Consider the following 19,715-nt stretch of genomic DNA (forward strand, 5'->3'; position numbering starts at 1 on the left):
TACGGCATTATGACACGTTTTGTATCATGACCGCAGTCACACTTTGACATTAACGTGACTTGTGTTCGGGAAATTTTCCCTTTATCACGCCGTCATAAAAGCGACCCTTTGACACCACCTGTAAAAAGTCACGAAAAATACGCGGTGGAACGCCGGTATATTGCAACGGCGGCTGGTGATAAAAACAAATTTCCAGCGTGGCGGAAGCGTCATCATAGGCGACAGAGATAATTCGGGAAGATTTTACCGGGTGATGATGCATGATGGACGTCCTCGGGCAGGCACTGACTGAGCACGACTATATCACTAAATGGACGGCTATTTTAAGCGGTGGGATATATTGTTTTGTTTTAGCTGGTGCGATGCAAAGAGAGAGAAAGCCCGCCGGAATCGGCGGGCTGGCGCATCAGAACTGGTAAACCAGGCCCAACGCGACGATGTTGTCGGTAGAGATACCGTTGTCTTTGTAGAAGCTGTCGTTGTCATCCAGCAGATTGATTTTGTAATCAACGTAGGTGGACATATTACGGTTGAAGTAATAGGTGGCGCCGACGTCCATATATTTGACCAGATCTTTATCGGCGTAGCTGCCGGTATTATAGAGATCTTTGCCTTTGGACTGCAGATAGGAGATAGCCGGACGCAGACCAAAGTCGAACTGATACTGAGCGGTGACTTCGAAGTTTTGCGTTTTGTTGGCCACGCCGTCGTTGCCGTAAGGGGTCATGTTGCGGGTTTCAGAGTACATGGTCGCCAGGTAGATATTGTTGGCGTCGTACTTCAGGCCAGCGGTCCAGGCTTCAGCTTTATCGCCACGGGCGTTGGTCTGGGTCATCTGGTCGTTGGTACGGTCAGATGAGGTGTAGGCCGCTGCCGCGCTGATGCCCATGCCGAAGTTATAGGAGGTAGAGAGACCGAAACCGTCGCCGTTGTCAAAGCGAACATCGCTGTCGCTGCTGCGGTTGTTGGTGCCGACGTTGATGTCCTGGGCGTTCTGGCCTTCGTTTTTACCCTGATACTGCAGGGCGAAGTTCAGACCGTCTACCAGACCGAAGAAGTCGCTGTTACGGTAGGTCGCGACGCCGTTGGCGCGGCCTGCCATAAAGTTATCCGCATAGGTGTAAGAGTCGCCGCCGAACTCCGGCAGCATATCGGTCCAGCCTTCGACGTCGTACAGCACGCCGTAGTTACGACCGTAGTCGAAGGAACCGTAATCGCCCACTTTGATACCGGCGAAGGCCAGACGGGTCCACGCCTGATCGCCGGCGCTTTCGGTATTGTTGGCCTGAACGTTGTATTCCCACTGGCCGTAACCGGTGAGCATATCGTTGATCTGGGTTTCGCCTTTAAAGCCAAAGCGAACGTAAGTTTGGTCGCCGTCTTTTTTCGAGTCGCTGGAGAAATAGTGCAGACCGTCTACCTTGCCATAGACATCTAATTTATTTCCGTCTTTATTATAAATTTCCGCCGCATGTGCGGCGCCAGCGGCTAATAAAGCCGGAATAACGAGGGCCAGTACTTTTCTTTTCATGAAGAAATTCCTTTAACTGTTTTTATGTTTTAGCTTCCGGGAAGGAAGTGAACTCATGCTAAAGGAGCGGTCTGAGATATGGTAAGACTCAATTGTTACGATATAAGTAAATTCTAAATAAAATAATACTGAAGTAATGGTGATAATTATGATGAATACATCTTCAACTAATATACAAAATAAAAATTATACATGGTCAGTTTGATCGCGTATTATTCGAGCGTTATATGCCTTTATTGTCATGCCAAGCATTTTTATTTGCCGTCTCATTCTGCGGAATGGTTTTGTTATCGGTAAAACGACAAGCCCGAACTTCATATTCGGGCTTTTTTTATGGCTGCGGGATGGAAAATAACCTTAGCTCTCGCTCGGTGATTTCTCCGCTTTGCCAGCTAGCTGGGCGAGGAAGTCGTAGCGCTTCTGCAGGTCGGCGGCAGCATCTTTCCACAGCTGCTCCGCCACTTCCGGCTGCTGCGCATTCAGGCGACGGAAGCGTTGCTCATTGAGCAGCGTCTCAGCCAGGGCGTCTGACGGTGGGCGAGAGTCCAGCGCCAGCGGGATCTTGCCTTCTTCCGCCCGACGTGGGTCGAAGCGGTAGAGCGGCCAGAAGCCGGTGGCGGTCAGCTGACGCATTTGATCGTGGCTGAGCGCCAGATCGTAGCCATGCTCTTCGCAAGGACTGTAGGCGATGATCAGCGACGGCCCCGGATAGGCTTCCGCTTCCTGAATCGCTTTCACCGTCTGGTTCAGCTGCGCGCCCAGCGAAATCTGCGCCACATAGACATGACCATACATCATCATGCTGACGCCAAGATCTTTGCGCGCCTTGCGTTTACCGTGCTCGCCAAACTTAGTGACCGCCCCCAGCGGGGTGGCTTTTGACGCCTGGCCGCCAGTGTTGGAGTAACACTGGGTATCCAGCACCAGAATGTTGACGTTTTCCGTCAGGCTCAGCACATGATCCAGGCCGCCGAAGCCGATATCGTAGGCCCAGCCGTCGCCGCCGATCAGCCAGACGGATTTCTCCACCAGCGCGTCGGCATCGGTCAGCAGCTCTTCAGCGCCTTGCACCCCGGTCAGCGCCTGGCGCAGGGCCGCCACCTGTTCACGGCGCGCTTCCGGCGTCGCCTCGGCATGCAGCGCCGCGTTCAGCTCTGCCGGCAGCTGGTCGGCGAATTCGCTCAGCAGGCGCATCACGCGCTGGCGATGTTGATCGACGGTTAAGCGGAAGCCGAGCCCGAATTCAGCGTTATCCTCAAACAGCGAGTTGGCCCACGCCGGGCCGCGGCCGTTGGCGTCGGTCGTGTACGGGGTCGAGGGCAGGTTGCCGCCGTAAATGGATGAGCAGCCGGTGGCATTGGCAATCAGCATCCGGTCGCCATACAACTGGGTCAGCAGTTTGATATACGGCGTTTCGCCACAGCCGGAGCAGGCGCCGGAGTATTCAAACAGCGGGCTGATCAGCTGCGAAGTGCGGATATCAATACGCTCCAGTTTGCTGCGGTCGATTTCCGGCAGGTTGAGGAAGTAATCGTAATTCACTTTCTCCTCTTCCACATGCTCCAGGCGCGACATCATATTGATGGCCTTGATCTCCGGATTCTGGCGATCTTTTGCCGGGCACACTTCCACGCACAGGTTGCAGCCGGTGCAGTCTTCCGGGGCGACCTGCAGTACGTATTTCTGCCCGCGCATATCGCGGGACTTGACGTCCAGCGAGTGCAGACTGGCAGGGGCGTTCTCCATCTCTTCCGGCGCGACCACTTTGGCGCGGATCGCCGAGTGCGGGCAGGCGGCGACGCAGTGGTTGCACTGGGTACATAGCGCTTCCTTCCAGATGGGGATCTCTTCGGCGATGTTGCGTTTCTCCCAGCGCGTGGTGCCCATGGGCCAGGTGCCGTCCGGCGGCAGGGCGGAGACCGGCAGCGCATCGCCGAGACCGGCCAGCATCGCGGCGGTGACCGTTTTGACGAAATCCGGCGCGGCGTCGGAGACCACCGGCGGGCGGTTCGGACTGTTAGCATTCACCGGCTGCAGCGGCACTTCCGCCAGCGACTCGCGGGCCAGGGCCAGCGCCTGCCAGTTGCGTTCCACCAGCTCCTGGCCTTTGCTGCTGTAGCTTTTGGCGATGGCCGCCTGCAGTTCCGCCAGCGCGCTGTCGCCAGGCAGGATGTGAGTCAGATGGAAGAACGCCATCTGCATCACGGTATTAATGCGCGCCCCGAGGCTACATTCGCGGGCGATCTTCGCCGCGTTGACCACGTAAAAACGCGCTTTTTTCTGATTCAGGGTGGCCTGCACTTCCTGCGGCAGGCGGGACCAGACTTCATCGGCGCTGTACGGCGTGTTGAGCAGGAAAATGCCGCCGGGCTTCAGCCGCTCGGCCATCTGGTATTTATCGATAAACTGCAGCTGGTGGCAGCCAACGAAATCGGCCTGCGAAATCAGATACGAAGAACGAATCGGCTTTTCGCTGACCCGCAGATGGGAGACGGTCAGGCCGCCCGCCTTCTTCGAGTCATAGACAAAGTACCCCTGGGAGAACCACGGGGTGGAATTGCCGATGATTTTGATATTGTTTTTGGTGGCCGACACGCTGCCGTCGCTGCCGAGGCCGTAGAACAGCGCTTCGAGCTTGGCCTCTGATGGCAGAGTATTTTCGCCCAGCGGCAGCGACAGGTTGGTCACGTCGTCATAGATGCCGACGGTAAAGCGCGGCTTCGGCTGGGCGGCCTGCAGCTCATGGAATATCGCCAGCACGCATTCCGGACCGAACTCCTTGGAAGAGAGACCGTAGCGGCCGCCGATGGTCCGCGGCAGCGTCTCGCGCTCGCCGCGGTTAAAGGCTTCCGCCAGGGCGGTCATCACGTCGAGATACAGTGGCTCCGCGTGCGCGCCAGGTTCTTTGGTGCGATCCAGCACCGCCACCGCCCGGGCGCTCTCCGGCAGCGCTGCCAGCAGGTGGGCGGCGGAGAATGGGCGATAGAGGCGCACTTTCAGGACGCCGACTTTCTCGCCGCGGCTCAGCAGTTCATCGACCACCTCTTCGCAGGTGCCGATGGCCGAGCCCATAATGACGATCACGCGTTCCGCCTGCGGATGGCCGTAAAACTCAAACGGTTTGTACTGGCGGCCGGTGGCGGCGGCGAAGTCATCCATCGCTTTCTCGACATGATCATAAACCGCGTCGTACCACGGGTTGGTGGCCTCCCGCGACTGGAAGTAGGTGTCAGGGTTAGCGGAGGTCCCGCGGATCACCGGGTGTTCCGGATTGAGCGCGCGCTGGCGATGCTCAGCGATTTTCTCCTGCGGCAGCAGGGCGCGAATCGTGTCATCCGCCAGCGGGGCGATTTTGTTGATTTCGTGCGAAGTGCGGAAACCATCAAAGAAATGAATAAACGGCACCCGGCTTTGCAGGGTGGCGATATGCGAGATCAGCGCGAAATCCTGCGCTTCCTGAACGCTGCTGGCGCACAGCATGGCGCACCCGGTCTGACGGACCGCCATCACATCGGAATGGTCGCCGAAGATCGACAGCGCGTGGGTGGCGACAGTGCGGGCGGCGACGTGCAGGACAAACGGCATCAGCTGGCCGGCCAGTTTGTACAGCGTGGGGATCATCAGCAGCAGGCCCTGCGATGAGGTAAAGGACGTGGAGAGGGCGCCAGTCTGCAGCGCGCCATGTACGGCGCCAATGGCGCCTGCCTCCGACTGCATTTCGACCACGCGTGGCACATCGCCCCAGACGTTTTTCAGCCCATTGCCGGCCCAGGCGTCAGCCTGTTCCGCCATCGTTGAACTGGGCGTGATCGGGTAGATGGCGATAACTTCACTGGTGCGAAACGCGACGGAAGCGACCGCGCCATTACCATCAATCGTAATCATATGAAGACACCCTTACATTGCGCAAAAGAATGGACGCGTGAAACCGCGACGCGCCCTGTAATTATATAAGAGGTAGTTTAGCAAACCGTTGGCGCCGCCATTTTTGCATTTGTGTCCTCAATACGACGGCTACCCGTGACCAGATCAATATTTTGCGCGGTTCGCGGAGAAAGTAGCTTTTCTGGACGTGAAGGCGAGCCATCGCCCGGTGACTATCCCGGTGCAGATCAACCTTTACGCAGAAATTTGCTAGAAAATGTTAATGAGACGCATAAATACGTACTTCCCCTCTCGACGCCGCGCGCCACGCTGCCTATTATTCTTGGGTTTGCTTTTTAAGACGTTTCCGAGGGGAGAGAAAATGCGAGCTGCGATGTTAGTGGGATGTGCGGCGCTGTTGCTGTCGGCGTGCAGTAGTGAACCCGTTCAGCAGGCCACGGCGGCGCACGTCACGCCAGGAATGCGGGCGGCAATGAGCGACGCCGGTCAGGCCAACTGCGCCATGATAGGCGGCTCGTTATCGGTGGCTCGTCAGCTCGATGGTTCAGCGATTGGCATGTGCGCGCTGCCGAACGGTAAACGCTGCAGCGAGCAGGCGCTGGCGGGCGGAAGCTGCGGCTATTAATGGCAGCCCCGCAGCGGGCTCAAAACGCCGGCTAGTGCATCAGGTCGGCGAGCTTATAGACCAGCGTCTGGTCGGCGGTCGCCAGCGTCAACTGGTTTTCCGTCAGATCGACCTGCGCGCCCTCGCGCAGCATCTTACCAATGGTCGCATCAAGGGTATTAAGCTGGGCATCGTGGCACAGCATCCGGGTCATCGCCAGCGATTTGACCTTCAGCTCGCCGTCCGACACCTTACCTTCCCCGCTGAAGCCGTTGCACATATTGCCCGAAACATAAATATTGCCGGTAATAGCCATCTTCTCGCCGAAGCTCAGCTCCAGCGGCCGGTCGCCAGCGTTTACCGCCTGGCCGTTGACGCTGGTCAGCACGAAACGATGATGCTGTAGCTGTTCCGCGCCGGTGGACACCTTACTGTTATAGACACAGCCGGACAGCAGCAACCCTGCCGCCAGTAATGCCGCAAATTTGTTCATTTTCACTCCAAAACATTCACATTACTAATAAAACAAAGCCAGTGTAACGGTATCGCAGCGGGGATCTGTGGGGATTATCTGAATGTGCTCCCCCCGGGGAGAGGAGCACAAAAGGGAAAGGAATCAGACGATAGCGTTTGGGCAGGTTTCACCGTTGGCGACCTGCTGCAGATTGCCCAGGGTGGTCTCCGAAATGCTGATCAGCGCCTCGGCGGTGAGGAACGCCTGATGGCCGGTGAACAGCACGTTGTGGCAGGCGGAGAGACGACGGAAGACGTCATCCTGGATCACGTCGTTGGATTTGTCCTCGAAGAACAGATCGCGTTCGTTCTCATAAACGTCCAGCCCCAGCGCGCCGATTTTTTGGTGCTTCAGGGCATCGATGGCCGCCTGGGAGTCGATCAGCGCGCCGCGGCTGGTGTTAATCACCATCACTCCGTCCTTCATCTGATCGAAGGCCCCGCGATTGAGCAGATGGTAGTTTTCGTCGGTCAGCGGGCAGTGCAGGGAGATCACGTCCGACTCCTTGTACAGCGTGGCGAGGTCGACATATTCCACCCCCAACTCCAGCGCGGCGGCGCTTGGGTACGGGTCGAACGCCAGCAGACGCATGCCAAAACCTTTGAGGATCCGCAGCATCGCCACGCCAATTTTCCCGGTGCCGATCACCCCGGCGGTTTTACCATACATGGTGAAACCGGTGAGGCCTTCCAGGGAGAAATTAGCATCACGGGTACGCTGGTAGGCGCGGTGGATGCGGCGGTTAAGCGACATCATCATGCCGATCGCATGCTCAGCCACCGCTTCCGGCGAGTAGGCCGGGACGCGCACGACGCGCAGGCCAAGCTCTTTCGCCGCCTCGAGGTCGACGTTGTTAAACCCGGCGCAGCGCAGGGCGATATACTTCACGCCGTGGGCCTTCAGCTCCTCCAGCACCGGACGGCTGCCGTCATCATTGACGAAGATGCATACCGCTTCGCAACCGTTGGCGGTTTTGGCGGTTTTCTCTGTCAGCAGGAAGTCGAAGAATTCCAGTTCAAAGCCGTAGGTATCATTCACGTGCTGCAGGTACTTTTTATCGTACTGCTTCGTACTGTAAACCGCGATTTTCATAAGACTTTTCTCCAGTGATTATAACGTCACGGTAGCATATTTAAAATAATCGTACAATTATTAAAAAATAGTTTAAATGGCAGGTGCTTATCCTAATTCTAGAGCATATCGCGAATTTGAGGAATCTCTTTGAAAGACAAAGTTTTTTTTACCACAAACTCAGGCTTAACGCGCCGGGGGAGAGCAGCAGAAACGGCCACAGCAGACCGGAGCTGACGTTAGCCAGCTGAAACGACCACAGCGGCAGGCCGCTGGCGCCGCTGACCAGGGGCAGGGTGGCGCGCAGGGGAGAGAGAAAGCGGCTGAAAAAGACCGCCCACAGCCCTCGGCGCTGAAAAAAGAGTCGGCTGCGGGCCAGCCGCTCGGCGGTCAGCCAGCGTAACTGCGTAAGGCGGTGACGATAGCGAACGCCCAACCACCACGAGAGCCAGAATCCGCCGATGGCGCCGAGGCTGGCGCTGGACCACATTAGCAGGAAATGACCGAGGCTGGCGGAAGCGAATGTCCCCAGCAGCAGCAGGCCGGAGGTGCCCGGGATGGCCAGCGACACCAGCGCGCAGGATTTAGTGAAAGTGAGCAAGAAAACCATCAGTAATACCAATGGATAGTGGCCCTGTGCGCTCTCAATGAGCGAGATAATTAACGACACCGTCTCTCCCGCAAGCAATACCTATCTTTCTGGAGTGTGGCAGGGGGTGCTTAAACAAAAGTTAAATGGTGACGGCCGATCGCCGCGCCGCGATACCGGCTGGCAACTATGCTTTAACAGGTCGCAAACTTTCACTCACTGGTCGAACGTGTCACAATGGGCGCCTTTCGGCTTTTACTTATGTTGAATCAGGATATTAACTGCCCATGAAGGGTAAATATAAAGCCGCCATCGCGCTGGTGTTAGCGCTGGTGTTACTGCCGCTAACCCTGCTGTTGACGCTGACCCACTGGGTGCCGACGCTGGCGGGCATCTGGCTGCCCGTGGGCACTCATATCGCTATGCAGGAGAGCCCGCGTCTTACGCGTTCCGCCCTGCTGATCCCCGATCTGCGCTATCTGGTGGGCGAGTGTGAACTCGCCAGGGTGACCGATTCCCGTCTCTCGCGCCCCAGCCGCTGGCGGCTGCATATTGGCCAACTTGACATCAACAGCGCCTGCCTGAGCAAACTGCCGGCCAGCGATCCCACGCCCGGATCGCCGCGCACCCTTGCCGAATGGCAATCGATGCTGCCCTACAGCTGGTTAACTATTGATAACCTGCGGCTGTCGCCGTGGGAAAAATGGCAGGGGCGGCTGGTGATGTCACTGACCCCTGCGCAGCAGGATATCGGCTTTGCCGGTAACGATTTGAGCCTGCAGGCGCGCTTGCGCGGCCAGGCGCTTACCGTCAGCCAGTTCAGCGCCCGGCTGGCTGACGATCAGCCGCCGGTGAAGCTGGTGGGGACCTTCCATCTGCCGCTGGTGCCGGATGGCCTGCCGGTCGATGGCCAGATGCAGGGCACCTTCGAATTCCCGCAGACTGCGGAATGGATCGATGCCGAGCTGACGTGGCAGCATAATCGCGGCCAGCTGCTGGTCACCCCGCGCGGCGAGGTGGAGCCCATTCTCGACCTGCCGTGGGAGATCACTCCGGAGCGGATCACCATCAGCGACGGCCGCTGGCGCACCCGCTACGAGGCGTATCCGCTGAGCGGCCGCGTGGCGCTGTCGGTGGGTAACTGGCAGCAGGGCACGGAACAGATGATCGTCAGCGGTCGCTTGAATGTTCTCACCGAGGGGCATGCCGGAAAAGGCAACGCGGTGCTGAATATCGGTCCGGGCAAGCTGAGCATGGATAACAGCGACCTGCCGCTGCGACTCACCGGCGAGGCCAAGCTGGGGGAGATGATCTTTTACGCCGCGCTGCCGGCCCAGCTCAGCGGGTCGCTGGTCAGCCCGCAGCTGGCGTTTCACCCCGGGGCGCTGCTGCGTTCGCGCGGGCGGGTGATCGACGCGCTGAACATTGACGAAATTCGCTGGCCGCTGGCCGGGGTAAAGGTCACGCAGCAGGGCGTCGATGGCCGCCTGCAGGCGATCCTCCGCGCCCATGAGCAGCAGATGGGCGACTTTACGTTGCATCTGGACGGTCTGGCGAACGATTTTCTGCCCGACAGCGGCCGCTGGCAGTGGCGCTACTGGGGCGAGGGGCATTTCACCCCGATGCAGGCGCGCTGGGATGTGAAGGGCAGCGGTGAGTGGCGGGACAATGCCATTACGCTGAGCAGCCTCTCCACTGGCTTCGACAAGCTCGAGTACGGCACGATGCGGGTCAGCACGCCGCGTCTGACCCTCGAGCAGCCGATCCGCTGGCTGCGCGATGCTGAGCATCCTCGGCTGACCGGCGCGCTGTCGCTGGATGCGGCAAAAACTACCTTCACCGGCGGCAGCTATCTTCCGGCGTCGACGCTGAAATTCGCCCTCGACGGCCGGGACCCGACGTGGTTCCAGTTCACCGGCGCGCTGCACGCCGATACCATTGGCCCGGTGCGGTTGACCGGGCGCTGGGATGGCGAACGGCTGCGCGGCCAGGCGTGGTGGCCAAAACAGTCGCTGACGGTATTCCAGCCGCTGGTGCCGCCGGACTGGAAGATGAACCTGCGCGAAGGCAGTCTCTATGCGCAGGTGGCCTTCTCGGCGGCAGCCGGGCAGGGATTTGAGGCAGGCGGCCATGGCGTCCTGAAGGGCGGCAGCGCCTGGATGCCGGATAACCAGATCAACGGCGTCGACTTCGTTCTGCCGTTCCGCTTCAGCGACGGCCACTGGCAGCTGGGCACCCGCCGTCCGGTCTCCCTGCGCATTGGCGAAATCGTCAACCAGGTCACCGCGCGCAACCTGACGGCGGACCTGCAGGGCACCTGGCCGTGGAGCGAGGCCAATCCACTGCAGCTTAGCGACGTCAGCGTCGACCTGTTAGGCGGCAAGCTGACCCTGCTGCAGTTGCGCATGCCGCAGCGCGACCCGGCGCTGATCCGTCTGCAGCACATCTCCAGCAGCGAACTGACCAGCGCGGTCAAGGTGAAGCAGTTCGCCATGTCCGGGGCGGTGAGCGGCGCGCTGCCGCTGTGGCTGGAGAACAATCAATGGATTATCCACGACGGCTGGCTGCGCAATGACGGACCGATGACCCTGCGGCTGGATAAAGACACCGCCGATGCGCTGGTGGCGGACAACGTCTCCGCCGGGGCGGCGATCAACTGGCTGCGCTATATGGAGATCTCCCGTTCATCGACGCAGATTAACCTGAACAATCTGGGCGTGCTGACGCTTAAGGCCGCCATCAACGGCACCAGCCGGGTGGACGGGAAAAGCAGTACCGTGCATTTAAACTACGCTCATGAGGAGAATATTTTCGATCTGTGGCGCAGTTTACGCTTCGGCGACAATTTACAGGCGTGGCTTGAGCAAAATGCCACGCTGCCCGTGCGGCGCTGTACGGACGGTAAGACATGTAAGGAACCTAAATGAAGAAGCTGTTACTGGCCCTGGTGGCGTCGATGCTGCTCGCCGGCTGTACGCCGCGTATCGAAATTGCGGCGTCGAAAGAGCCCATCACCATCAATATGAATGTCAAAATTGAGCATGAGATCCATATCAAGGTCGATAAGGATGTGGAAAACCTGCTGAAATCCCGCAGCGATTTGTTCTGAGGCGACGATGAGAAAACGACTGTTAACCGCGGCGCTGGCGCTGACTCTGCTCAGCGCGCCCGCGCTGGCGTTAACCCTGAGCGAAGCGCGCCAGCAGGGGCGGGTGGGGGAGACGCTGAACGGCTATCTGGCGCCGCTGCGTCAGGATAAAGAGACGCTGGCGCTGGTGAAACAGATCAACGCCGCGCGCAGTGAAAGCTACCAGCAGCTGGCGGATGACAACAATCTGCCGGTGGATGAGGTAGCGAAAATGGCCGGACAGAAGCTGGTTGCCCGCGCTCAACCCGGCGAGTACGTTCAGGGGCTAAACGGCCAGTGGCTGCGCAAATAATTAGCGGCAGCGCTTGCGGTATTCGCCCGGCGAGACGCCAAAGCGCTGCTTAAAGGCGGTGGAGAAATGGCTATGGTCGCTGAAGCCCCAGCGGTAGCCGATCCCCGCCAGCTTTTCGTCATCGTGGACGTCCTGTAACGCCCGGGCGCACAGATCCAGCCGCCGGTTCTTAATATACTGCGCCACCACCAGCCCTTTGTCGGCAAACAGCCGATAGAGGCTGCGCACCGACATTCCCATCTCGCTGGCCAGCCACTCCGGCCGCAGATGCTCCGACTGAATGGATGCGTCGATTAACGCTATTATCTTCTGAAACTGCTTGTCCCGCCGGGACGGGGTCGGCTCATGCTGGCGCAGCACCGGGCGCAACAGGCAGGCGATCGCCTCCAGCGCCGCTTCACTTTCGCTGGCGGAGAGCGCCGTGCCGCCCATACTCTCCAGCAGCAGTCGCTGGCTGAGCTGCACCATCGGCAGAGACTTATCCAGCCGGCAGGCGGTAACTATCTCGCCCGTCGGCGCCACCCGCTGGCGCGGCAGCAGCAGCGAAGCCTGACGCGAGGTCTGCCGCCAAACGATAGAGCACGGGCGGGCGGCATCGATCAACGTGATATCCCCCGCCGCCAGGGTCACCTGGCGATCGTCCTGTTCGATCACCGCTTCGCCGGCGAGCTGAAACACGGTATAGAACCAGGCGTCGTTATCGCGTTTTATCTCATTGCGCGTGCGGTAGAGATTGACGCCGGCGGCGGTGACCGTGCTGACCTTGAGGCTGCCGGCGTAGCGGGCGTCAATCTCGCCGTGAAAGCGGCCCTCCAGCGGCCGGGCGGCGAAATGGCCGCAGACCTGATTGATCGTCGCCAGCCAGCGCTGGTACGCCAGCCCCCCCTCAGCCGTGGTCATCATTCGCCCTTCTCCTGTAATAATAATGTTTCTGCATTGTTGCATTTATGCCGCCTCAGGCAAGGGCGCGATGTCGGGTATATGAAAGAACTATTACCTGCGGCACATTTCTGTCAGGGCAGGCGACGGAATTGCGGCGACTGTCACAGCGGCGCAAACGAATGTCACAGAGAAAAAAGCGCCAGCCGCCAACCGGACATAGACTGAAAGCACTATCCGCGAAGAATAAGGAAAGGGTATGTCCACCTCTCAGATAGCGCTGCTTGCCAGCGTCCAGCAGTTTTTAGACCGTCAGCATGGCCTGTATATCGACGGCGCCCCCTGCGCCGCGCAGAGCGAAAACCGGTTAACCGTCTGGGATCCGGCCACCGGGCAGGCGATCGCCACCACCGCCGACGCCAGCCCGGCGGATGTTGACCGGGCGGTGATGTCTGCCTGGCGTGCCTTCGTCGACCGCCGCTGGGCCGGGCGCACCCCGGCCGACCGCGAGCGCATCCTGCTGCGCTTTGCCGATCTGGTGGAGCAGCACGGCGAGGAGCTGGCGCAGCTGGAAACCCTCGAGCAGGGTAAATCCATCGCCATCTCCCGCGCCTTCGAGGTCGGCTGCACCCTGAACTGGATGCGCTACACCGCCGGGCTGACCACTAAAATCAGCGGCCGGACGCTGGACGTCTCGATCCCGTTCCCGCAAGGGGCGCGTTATCAGGCGTGGACCAAAAAAGAGCCGGTGGGGGTAGTGGCGGGCATCGTTCCGTGGAATTTCCCGCTGATGATCGGTATGTGGAAGGTGATGCCGGCGCTGGCGGCGGGTTGTTCGATCGTCATTAAACCCTCAGAAACCACCCCGCTGACCCTGCTGCGGGTGGCGGAGCTGGCGACCCAGGCGGGCATTCCTGACGGGGTGTTCAACGTGGTCACCGGCAGCGGCGCCGGCTGCGGCGCGGCGCTGACCGCCCATCCGCAGGTGGCGAAGGTGAGCTTTACCGGCTCGACGGCCACCGGGAAACAGATTGCGCGGGTGGCCGCCGACCGCCTGACCCGCGTGACGCTGGAGCTGGGCGGCAAGAACCCGGCGATTGTGCTTAAAGACGCCGATCCCCAGTGGGTCATTGAGGGGCTGATGACCGGCAGCTTCCTTAACCAGGGGCAGGTCTGCGCCGCCAGCTCGCGGATCTACATTGAAGCGCCGCTGTTTGACACCCTGGTCAGCGGCTTCGAGCAGGCGGTGAAATCGCTGCAGGTAGGGCCGGGAATGCTGGAGACGGCGCAGATCAACCCGGTGGTCTCCCGGGCCCACTGCGACAAGGTGGCGGCCTACCTTGAAGAGGCCCGACAGCAGAAGGCGGAGCTTATCAGCGGCAGCGCCGGACCGGATGCGGGGGGGTACTATATTCCGCCGACGCTGGTGGTTAACCCGGACGCCGGACTGCGCCTCACCCGCGAGGAGGTGTTTGGCCCGGTGGTGAACCTGGTGCGGGTGGCCGACGGCGAGGAGGCGCTGCGCCTGGCCAATGACAGCGATTTTGGCCTGACCGCCAGCGTCTGGACCCGCGACCTGACCCAGGCTCTCAACTATACCGATCGCCTGCAGGCCGGGACGGTATGGGTCAACAGTCATACCCTGATTGACGCCAACCTGCCGTTCGGCGGCATGAAGCAGTCCGGCACCGGTCGCGATTTCGGCCCGGACTGGCTCGACGGCTGGTGCGAAACCAAATCCGTCTGCGTGCGTTACTAGCCCTCCGTCGGGGAAGGCGCATCGCTTTTCCCGACGTCCCGCTTGCCGACCTCCGCTCTTTCTCGCTACTGTGGAGGGCAATCTTTGCCCGCGCAGGGCGGAGAATGATGAGGAGGTCTTCGGCATGACTGCATTTCCTGAAGTTGCACTAATTGGTCCCGGCGCCATCGGTACGACGATCGCCGCCGCCCTGTTTGCGGTGGGGAGGGCGCCGGTGGTCTGCGGGCGCACTGCCCATTCTTCGCTGGTGCTGCGCACTGATGAGGGTAAGATCGTGGTGCCCGGCCCGGTGCTCACCGACCCGACGGCGATAGCCGCCCCCTTCGACCTGGTGTTTGTCGCGGTGAAGGCCACCCAAACGGAGGCCATCGCCCCGTGGCTGGCGGCCCTGTGTTCGCCAGACACCGTGGTGTGCGTGCTGCAAAACGGCGTCGAGCAGCGCCAGCAGTTTGCCCCTTTGACCGGCGGCGCGACGGTGCTGCCGTCGGTGGTCTGGTTTCCGGCGCAGCGCGACGCCGATGCTTCGGTCTGGCTGCGCGCCGCGCCGCGACTAACGCTGCCGGATCTGCCGGGGGCGGAGCGGGTGCAGCAGGCGCTGGCGGGAACCCACTGCGCGGTGGAGCTGGCGGCGGATTTTACCAGCGTCGCCTGGCGTAAACTGCTGCAGAACGCCGTCGCCGGACTGATGGTGCTGACCGGACGACGCGCCGGGATGTTCGCCCGGGAGGAGATCACCGCCCTCGGACTGGCCTATCTGCGCGAATGCCTGCAGGTGGCGCGGGCGGAAGGGGCCGTCCTGAGCGACAGTGTGCCGGAGGAGATCATCGCCGGCTTTCATCGGGCGCCTGCCGACTTAAGCACCTCTATTATGATCGATCGCCTGCATGGCCGACCGCTGGAGTGGGATATTCGTAACGGGGTGGTACAGCGTCGCGGGCGTCAACACGGCATACCGACGCCGCTCAGCGATATCATCGTGCCGCTGCTGGCGGCGGCCAGCGACGGCCCGGGCTGACCCCGGGCTGGCGCGGGGTTAATCCACCAGGGAGGGATCGAGGTCGATCATCAACTGCTTCATCTCGGCAAAGTGCTGCCGGGAGAAATCGGCAATTTTCTCCCAGTCCTGGGCGGTTTTTTCCGCCACCGCGTCCGACAGCACCTTCAGCGGCTGGCCGGTTGACCAGGCGGTGATCAGGATCTGACAGGCGCGCTCCAGGGTCCAGATATCGTCGAACGCTTCGCCGATAGTCGGGGCGGTCACCAGCACCCCATGGTTGCCCATCAGCAGACGGCGTTTATCCGTCAGCAGCCCCGCCAGCCGGGCGCCTTCTGCCGCGGTGTCCGCCATCCCGCCGTACAGGGTATCGACGGCGACCCGCTTAAAATAGCGGGCCGTGTTCTGGTCGATGGGTAGGATCTGCGGCGTCGCCAGACAGGCGAGGCTGGTGGTGTACACCGGGTGCAGATGCAGCACCACCCGCACGTCAGGCAGTCGCTGATGGATCTGCCCGTGAATAGCCCACGCGGTGGCATCGACGTCAGGTCGCGCGGCGCAACGTTCATCATCGGCGTGCAGCACCAGCAGATCGCTGGCGCGGATGCGCGAAAAGTGTTTCCACTTCGGGTTGAGTAAAAACGTTTTCCCGTCAGCGGAGAGCGCGGCGCTGAAATGGTTGGCCACCGCCTCATGCATGCCGAGATGGGCAATGATGCGAAAGGTGGCCGCCAGGTCGATGCGGATCTGCTCTTCATCGGAATCGCGCATGGGCATTACTCCGCTTTCGGCATCAGGGTCTGCAGATCCTCTGCCGTCGGCGCCTGGAAGTGATATTTCTTCAGCAAGGCGGCATATTCCGGCGTCGCGCTGTATTTTTTCAGCGCCTGTTCGAGGGCGGTTTTCACCTCCGTGTTGCCTTTTTTAACGCCAAAGCCGTTCAGCACCGGATAGATCAGGGTGTCAGAGGAGATCGCCACCCGGTCGCCCAGCTTTTCCACCACCCCGCGCGCCACGGCGGCGTCGGTGATCTGCGCATCCACTGCGCGGGACAGCAGCGCCTGGGTGGTCTGCGGGTCGGTGGTATAGACGCTCAGCGCAATTGGCTTCAGCCCTTTCTTCACGCAGTAGTCGGCGGAAAGCTTCTGCAACTGCGCCAGCCACGAGGTGGCGCCCATCGAGCCGATTTTATGCCCGCAGAAGTCTTCCGGCGTCTTGGGCTGGTAGTCGCTCCCTTTGCGGGCGAGGATCGCTTCCCCGCTTTTCAGGTACGGCACCATGTCGATCACCTTCAGGCGCTCGGCGGTAATGTACATCGACGAGTTGGTGATATCGAAGCGCCCGCCCTGCAGTCCGGGGATCAGGTTGGGGAAGCGGGTGTCGATATTCACCGCCTCGCGGCCCATGCTCTTCGCCAGACCGTCGAGCAGTTCAATATCAAACCCCGCCGGTTTGTTGTTCTCCATGTACTCGTAAGGGAAAAAGGTCATGTCCGAACCGGCGGTGATCTTGCCGCTTTGCTGGAAGGCCAGCGCGTTCAGGGATGTCAGAGCCCCCGCTGCGCAGAGCAGCAGAGCCAGCGGGCGTGGTGCGAAAAAGCGTGTCATAAAACCTCCGGAGTGTGGGCGAATTAGATGCTGGCGCGATCGGCACCGGCCTGCTGAACAAAAAACGAAGCGCCGCGCGGCTTCTGCGGCAGGCGAAGCTGGTTATTGGTGCTGCGCACCAGACCGCTCTCTTCCCCGGCCACCAGCTGGCCGGCATGGCGGCTCGGCAGCGGGTTTTCGCCGAAGGGCAGCGCATCCTCGGCGGCGTAGACGCTGATGAACAGGGTGCGCGGCAGGGCGGTTTCGTTGGGGCTGGAGGCGTGCAGCAGGCGGGTATGCATAAAGCAGACTGAGCCCGCCGGGCCAAAACAGGCCTGCGGCTGCTGGCAGTGAGCCGTCACCACCTCGTCATCCACCGCCCCGGTGAAGCGACCCTCCTGCCAGTGGGACCACAGCGGCCCCTGATGGCTGCCCGGCACCACATTGAGCGGGCCATTCTCAGGAGTCACCTCGCTGACCATCAGCAGGGCGGTGATAATGTCGTCATTGCTGTGCGGGGTGAAGAGGAAATCCTGATGCCATTTCACCTCGGTGGCGGTGTGCGGCAGCTTGGAGTTAATTTTGCTGTGGTGAAAACGGGTGCCGTTGCCGCCGATCAGCTGCGCGGCAATGGTCGCCATCCGCGAATTCAGCGCAGTATGGCGATAGGCCTCGGAGATCTCCGTCGGGGAGGCGACCCGGCGCAGCGACGGATGGTCGGGAGCATGGTCGCGTTCGATATCGAAACGCGGCCGCCCGTCAAGGGTTTCTCCCCACGCCGTCGCGTGACGGCGGCTCTCCTCGACCCAGCCGTCGAAATCGCTCTGCAGCGTGGCGATGTCGGCGGCGGAAAGCACCCCTTCGACCACCAGATAACCCTGCTGATGAAACTGCTCAATTTGCCACTGCGCAATCATAGTTTTTCCTCTTCACGTCCCGATAATTAAGCCAGAGAAACATCTTTCAGAAAGGCCTCGACCCGCGGGTGTTGCCCGCTGCGCATCGCCTGCGGCGTGTCATCGCACACCACCCGGCCTTTCTCCATAAACACGATCCGGTCAGACACTTTGAAGGCGAAATTCATCTCGTGGGTGACGATCACCATCGTGATGCCTTCGTGGGCCAGGGATTCGATAACCTGCAGCACCTCATTCACTTTTTCCGGATCCAGCGCCGAGGTGGGCTCATCGAACAGCATGATCTGCGGACGCATCATCAGGGCGCGGGCGATCGCCACCCGCTGCTGCTGACCGCCGGAGAGCTGGTGCGGATACTTCCAGGCGTGTTCCAGCATGCCCACCTTGTGCAGCAGCTCGCAGGCGTGCTGGCGCAGCTCCGTGTCGCTCGCCAGATGGTGATAGCGCGGGGCCAGCAGCAGATTGCCGAACACGGTCAGATGCGGGAACAGGTTAAAGCTCTGGAACACCATGCCGATATTCAGACGGTGTTCGGCATTCTCCATAAAGCGCGGCTTCTGCTGCCCCTGACGGTCGAGATGAATAAAGGGCTGGCCGTTAATCTGAATTTCGCCGTTATCGATCTGCTCAAGACCGTTTAGCAGGCGAATGAGGGTGGTTTTCCCCGAGCCCGACGGGCCGATAACCGAGACCACTTCGCCGGGCTGGATCTGCAGGCTCACCGCCCCCAGCACTTCGACATTGTTGTAGGCCTTATGCAGCTTAGAGGCCTGCAGCGCCGGCTCCTGGCCCTGGGAGACGCTGCGCGCCATCGCCGGGCGCCGGGCGGTCGCCAACTGCTGCATCTCGGCATCCACCGGCCGGGCGGTGTCGCGTCGGGTGACATCGAGGTAGTTCTCCAGACGTTTCAGCAGAAAATCGAACACCGTGACGATAAAGATGTAATAAAACGCCACGGCGGTCATGGTCTCCATGACCAGAAAGTTCTGCGAGTAGAGCTGCTGGCCGACCATCAATATTTCGGTCAGGGAGATCACCGACACCAGCGAACTGAGCTTCACGATGGCGATATACTCATTGGCCAGCGCCGGTAGGGCGACGCGCAGCGCCTGGGGAATGATCACCCGCCACTGGATCCCGGCGTAGCGTAAACCCAGGGCCCGCGCGGCTTCACTCTGCCCGCGGGGGATGGAGAGCAGCCCGCCGCGATGGATCTCGGCAATATAGGCCGCTTCGCTGAGGACCATCGCCAGCAGGCCGGCCCAGAAGGGATCGTTCAGCACCGGCGCGAAGGAGGGCAGCGCCTGCGGCATGTTGTAGACAAAAATCAGCAGGACCAGCAGCGGCATACTGCGAAATAACCAGATATACAGCCGGGCAGGGGTGGATAACCAGCCGCGCGGCGACTGTTTAGCCAGCGCCAGAATAAAGCCGAGCACAATACTGCAGCCCCAGGTCAGCAGACTTAATTTAATGACGGTCCAGGTGGCCCACCAAAAATCGGCATCGCTGAGCAGGCTTAACATGTAGTTCCAGTTAAACGTCATGGGCTATTTCACTCGTCATAATTAACCTAAATGAAAGCGGCTCGGCTGTGCATTAATGGGGAGCCGCCGGTGTTCATCGTGCGAATACACTATGCTGGCAGGATGCTTTCAGAGGCAATTAGTAAATTTTTGGTCTTTAAGTTTAAAAAAACTATACAGCGTTATTAACGATATGGAATTTAAAGTGATTATCAGGATACTTTGCGTAAACAATTTAAAAACAATAGCTGCAATTGAATAACGATATTTTATGCAGGCAGGTTATTTTGCGCGAAACTGGGGCGACCGCTGCCTGCTCAATGTGCAGCGTGTTGCATGATGGTGCAAAAGCGGAAATAAACCGTGCCGGCGCGGGAGGAGAATAAATAATATCGCCCCCTGGCGGGCAATGCGCCGCCA

18 protein-coding genes are annotated in these 19,715 nt (G+C 60.2%); 7 read left to right on the forward strand and 11 right to left on the reverse strand.

The window, feature by feature from the left end; all coding sequences use genetic code 11:
• Positions 1–49: 49 nt before the first annotated feature.
• Positions 50–262, reverse strand: a complete 213-nt coding sequence (locus ACQUTP_RS00390) for a KTSC domain-containing protein (RefSeq protein ID WP_004203998.1) — start codon at positions 260–262, stop codon at positions 50–52.
• Here ACQUTP_RS00390 and ACQUTP_RS00395 point away from each other — a divergent pair.
• Positions 261–419, forward strand: coding sequence for a hypothetical protein (locus ACQUTP_RS00395; protein ID WP_165453774.1), 159 nt, complete (start codon positions 261–263; stop codon positions 417–419). The genes ACQUTP_RS00390 and ACQUTP_RS00395 overlap by 2 nt on opposite strands.
• Here the strand turns inward: ACQUTP_RS00395 and ompK37 are convergent.
• On the reverse strand, positions 407–1,531 hold the full coding sequence (ompK37, locus tag ACQUTP_RS00400; RefSeq protein WP_023318087.1) for a porin OmpK37: 1,125 nt from the start codon (positions 1,529–1,531) through the stop codon (positions 407–409). The genes ACQUTP_RS00395 and ompK37 overlap by 13 nt on opposite strands.
• 357 nt (positions 1,532–1,888) lie before the next feature.
• Positions 1,889–5,416, reverse strand: coding sequence for a pyruvate:ferredoxin (flavodoxin) oxidoreductase (gene nifJ / locus ACQUTP_RS00405; RefSeq protein ID WP_017898746.1), 3,528 nt, complete (start codon positions 5,414–5,416; stop codon positions 1,889–1,891).
• A gap of 361 nt (positions 5,417–5,777) precedes the next feature.
• Here nifJ and ACQUTP_RS00410 point away from each other — a divergent pair, with 361 nt between their 5' ends.
• Entirely contained in the window at positions 5,778–6,041 is a 264-nt protein-coding gene (locus ACQUTP_RS00410) for a putative hemolysin (protein ID WP_004140155.1), read from the forward strand.
• Between the two features lie 31 nt (positions 6,042–6,072).
• Here ACQUTP_RS00410 and hslJ read toward each other — a convergent pair whose 3' ends face one another.
• The 3 genes from hslJ to ACQUTP_RS00425 form a co-directional block, all read right to left on the reverse strand.
• The gene (gene hslJ / locus ACQUTP_RS00415; protein ID WP_069135590.1) at positions 6,073–6,513 is read right to left on the reverse strand and encodes a heat shock protein HslJ; all 441 of its coding nucleotides are present in this window, start codon (positions 6,511–6,513) and stop codon (positions 6,073–6,075) included.
• Positions 6,514–6,636: 123 nt separating this feature from the next.
• Positions 6,637–7,626 (reverse strand): 2-hydroxyacid dehydrogenase, encoded by a 990-nt coding sequence (locus ACQUTP_RS00420; RefSeq protein ID WP_004204014.1) that lies wholly within the window; start codon positions 7,624–7,626, stop codon positions 6,637–6,639.
• A gap of 148 nt (positions 7,627–7,774) precedes the next feature.
• Positions 7,775–8,275, reverse strand: a complete 501-nt coding sequence (locus tag ACQUTP_RS00425) for a DedA family protein (RefSeq protein WP_004204015.1) — start codon at positions 8,273–8,275, stop codon at positions 7,775–7,777.
• Positions 8,276–8,481: 206 nt separating this feature from the next.
• Here ACQUTP_RS00425 and ACQUTP_RS00430 point away from each other — a divergent pair, with 206 nt between their 5' ends.
• Genes ACQUTP_RS00430 through ACQUTP_RS00440 form a run of 3 tightly spaced genes read left to right on the forward strand, consistent with a single transcriptional unit; the run spans position 8,482 to position 11,634 of the window.
• Positions 8,482–11,121, forward strand: coding sequence for a YdbH family protein (locus tag ACQUTP_RS00430; protein WP_428902320.1), 2,640 nt, complete (start codon positions 8,482–8,484; stop codon positions 11,119–11,121).
• Entirely contained in the window at positions 11,118–11,303 is a 186-nt protein-coding gene (locus ACQUTP_RS00435) for a YnbE family lipoprotein (RefSeq protein ID WP_049116249.1), read from the forward strand. Before ACQUTP_RS00430 ends, ACQUTP_RS00435 begins: the two co-directional genes overlap by 4 nt.
• Before the next feature lie 7 nt (positions 11,304–11,310).
• Entirely contained in the window at positions 11,311–11,634 is a 324-nt protein-coding gene (locus ACQUTP_RS00440) for a YdbL family protein (RefSeq protein WP_004204018.1), read from the forward strand.
• Here ACQUTP_RS00440 and feaR read toward each other — a convergent pair whose 3' ends face one another.
• Positions 11,635–12,537, reverse strand: coding sequence for a transcriptional regulator FeaR (feaR, locus tag ACQUTP_RS00445; protein WP_428902321.1), 903 nt, complete (start codon positions 12,535–12,537; stop codon positions 11,635–11,637).
• A gap of 235 nt (positions 12,538–12,772) precedes the next feature.
• On the opposite strand from feaR, the gene ACQUTP_RS00450 reads away from it, so the two are divergent.
• Entirely contained in the window at positions 12,773–14,272 is a 1,500-nt protein-coding gene (locus tag ACQUTP_RS00450; RefSeq protein ID WP_048294657.1) for an aldehyde dehydrogenase family protein, read from the forward strand.
• Between the two features lie 124 nt (positions 14,273–14,396).
• Positions 14,397–15,287 (forward strand): oxidoreductase, encoded by an 891-nt coding sequence (locus tag ACQUTP_RS00455; protein WP_080935754.1) that lies wholly within the window; start codon positions 14,397–14,399, stop codon positions 15,285–15,287.
• Between the two features lie 18 nt (positions 15,288–15,305).
• Here the strand turns inward: ACQUTP_RS00455 and ACQUTP_RS00460 are convergent, their stop codons facing one another.
• From ACQUTP_RS00460 to ACQUTP_RS00475, 4 genes are read right to left on the reverse strand one after another with little or no spacing between them, the layout of a single operon-like run.
• Positions 15,306–16,037, reverse strand: coding sequence for a class II aldolase and adducin N-terminal domain-containing protein (locus ACQUTP_RS00460; RefSeq protein ID WP_017898742.1), 732 nt, complete (start codon positions 16,035–16,037; stop codon positions 15,306–15,308).
• 5 nt (positions 16,038–16,042) lie between these two features.
• Entirely contained in the window at positions 16,043–16,873 is an 831-nt protein-coding gene (locus ACQUTP_RS00465) for an ABC transporter substrate-binding protein (protein WP_004204023.1), read from the reverse strand.
• Positions 16,874–16,896: 23 nt separating this feature from the next.
• Positions 16,897–17,769, reverse strand: a complete 873-nt coding sequence (locus tag ACQUTP_RS00470) for a phytanoyl-CoA dioxygenase family protein (RefSeq protein WP_163619097.1) — start codon at positions 17,767–17,769, stop codon at positions 16,897–16,899.
• A 26-nt stretch (positions 17,770–17,795) separates the two neighbouring features.
• A complete protein-coding gene (locus tag ACQUTP_RS00475; RefSeq protein WP_032455927.1) occupies positions 17,796–19,316 on the reverse strand; it encodes an amino acid ABC transporter permease/ATP-binding protein in 1,521 nt (506 codons plus the stop codon).
• Positions 19,317–19,715: the final 399 nt, after the last annotated feature.

This window comes from Klebsiella sp. 2-CIP_Kleb. (assembly GCF_050378715.1).
GTDB classification, from domain to species: domain Bacteria; phylum Pseudomonadota; class Gammaproteobacteria; order Enterobacterales; family Enterobacteriaceae; genus Klebsiella; species Klebsiella quasipneumoniae.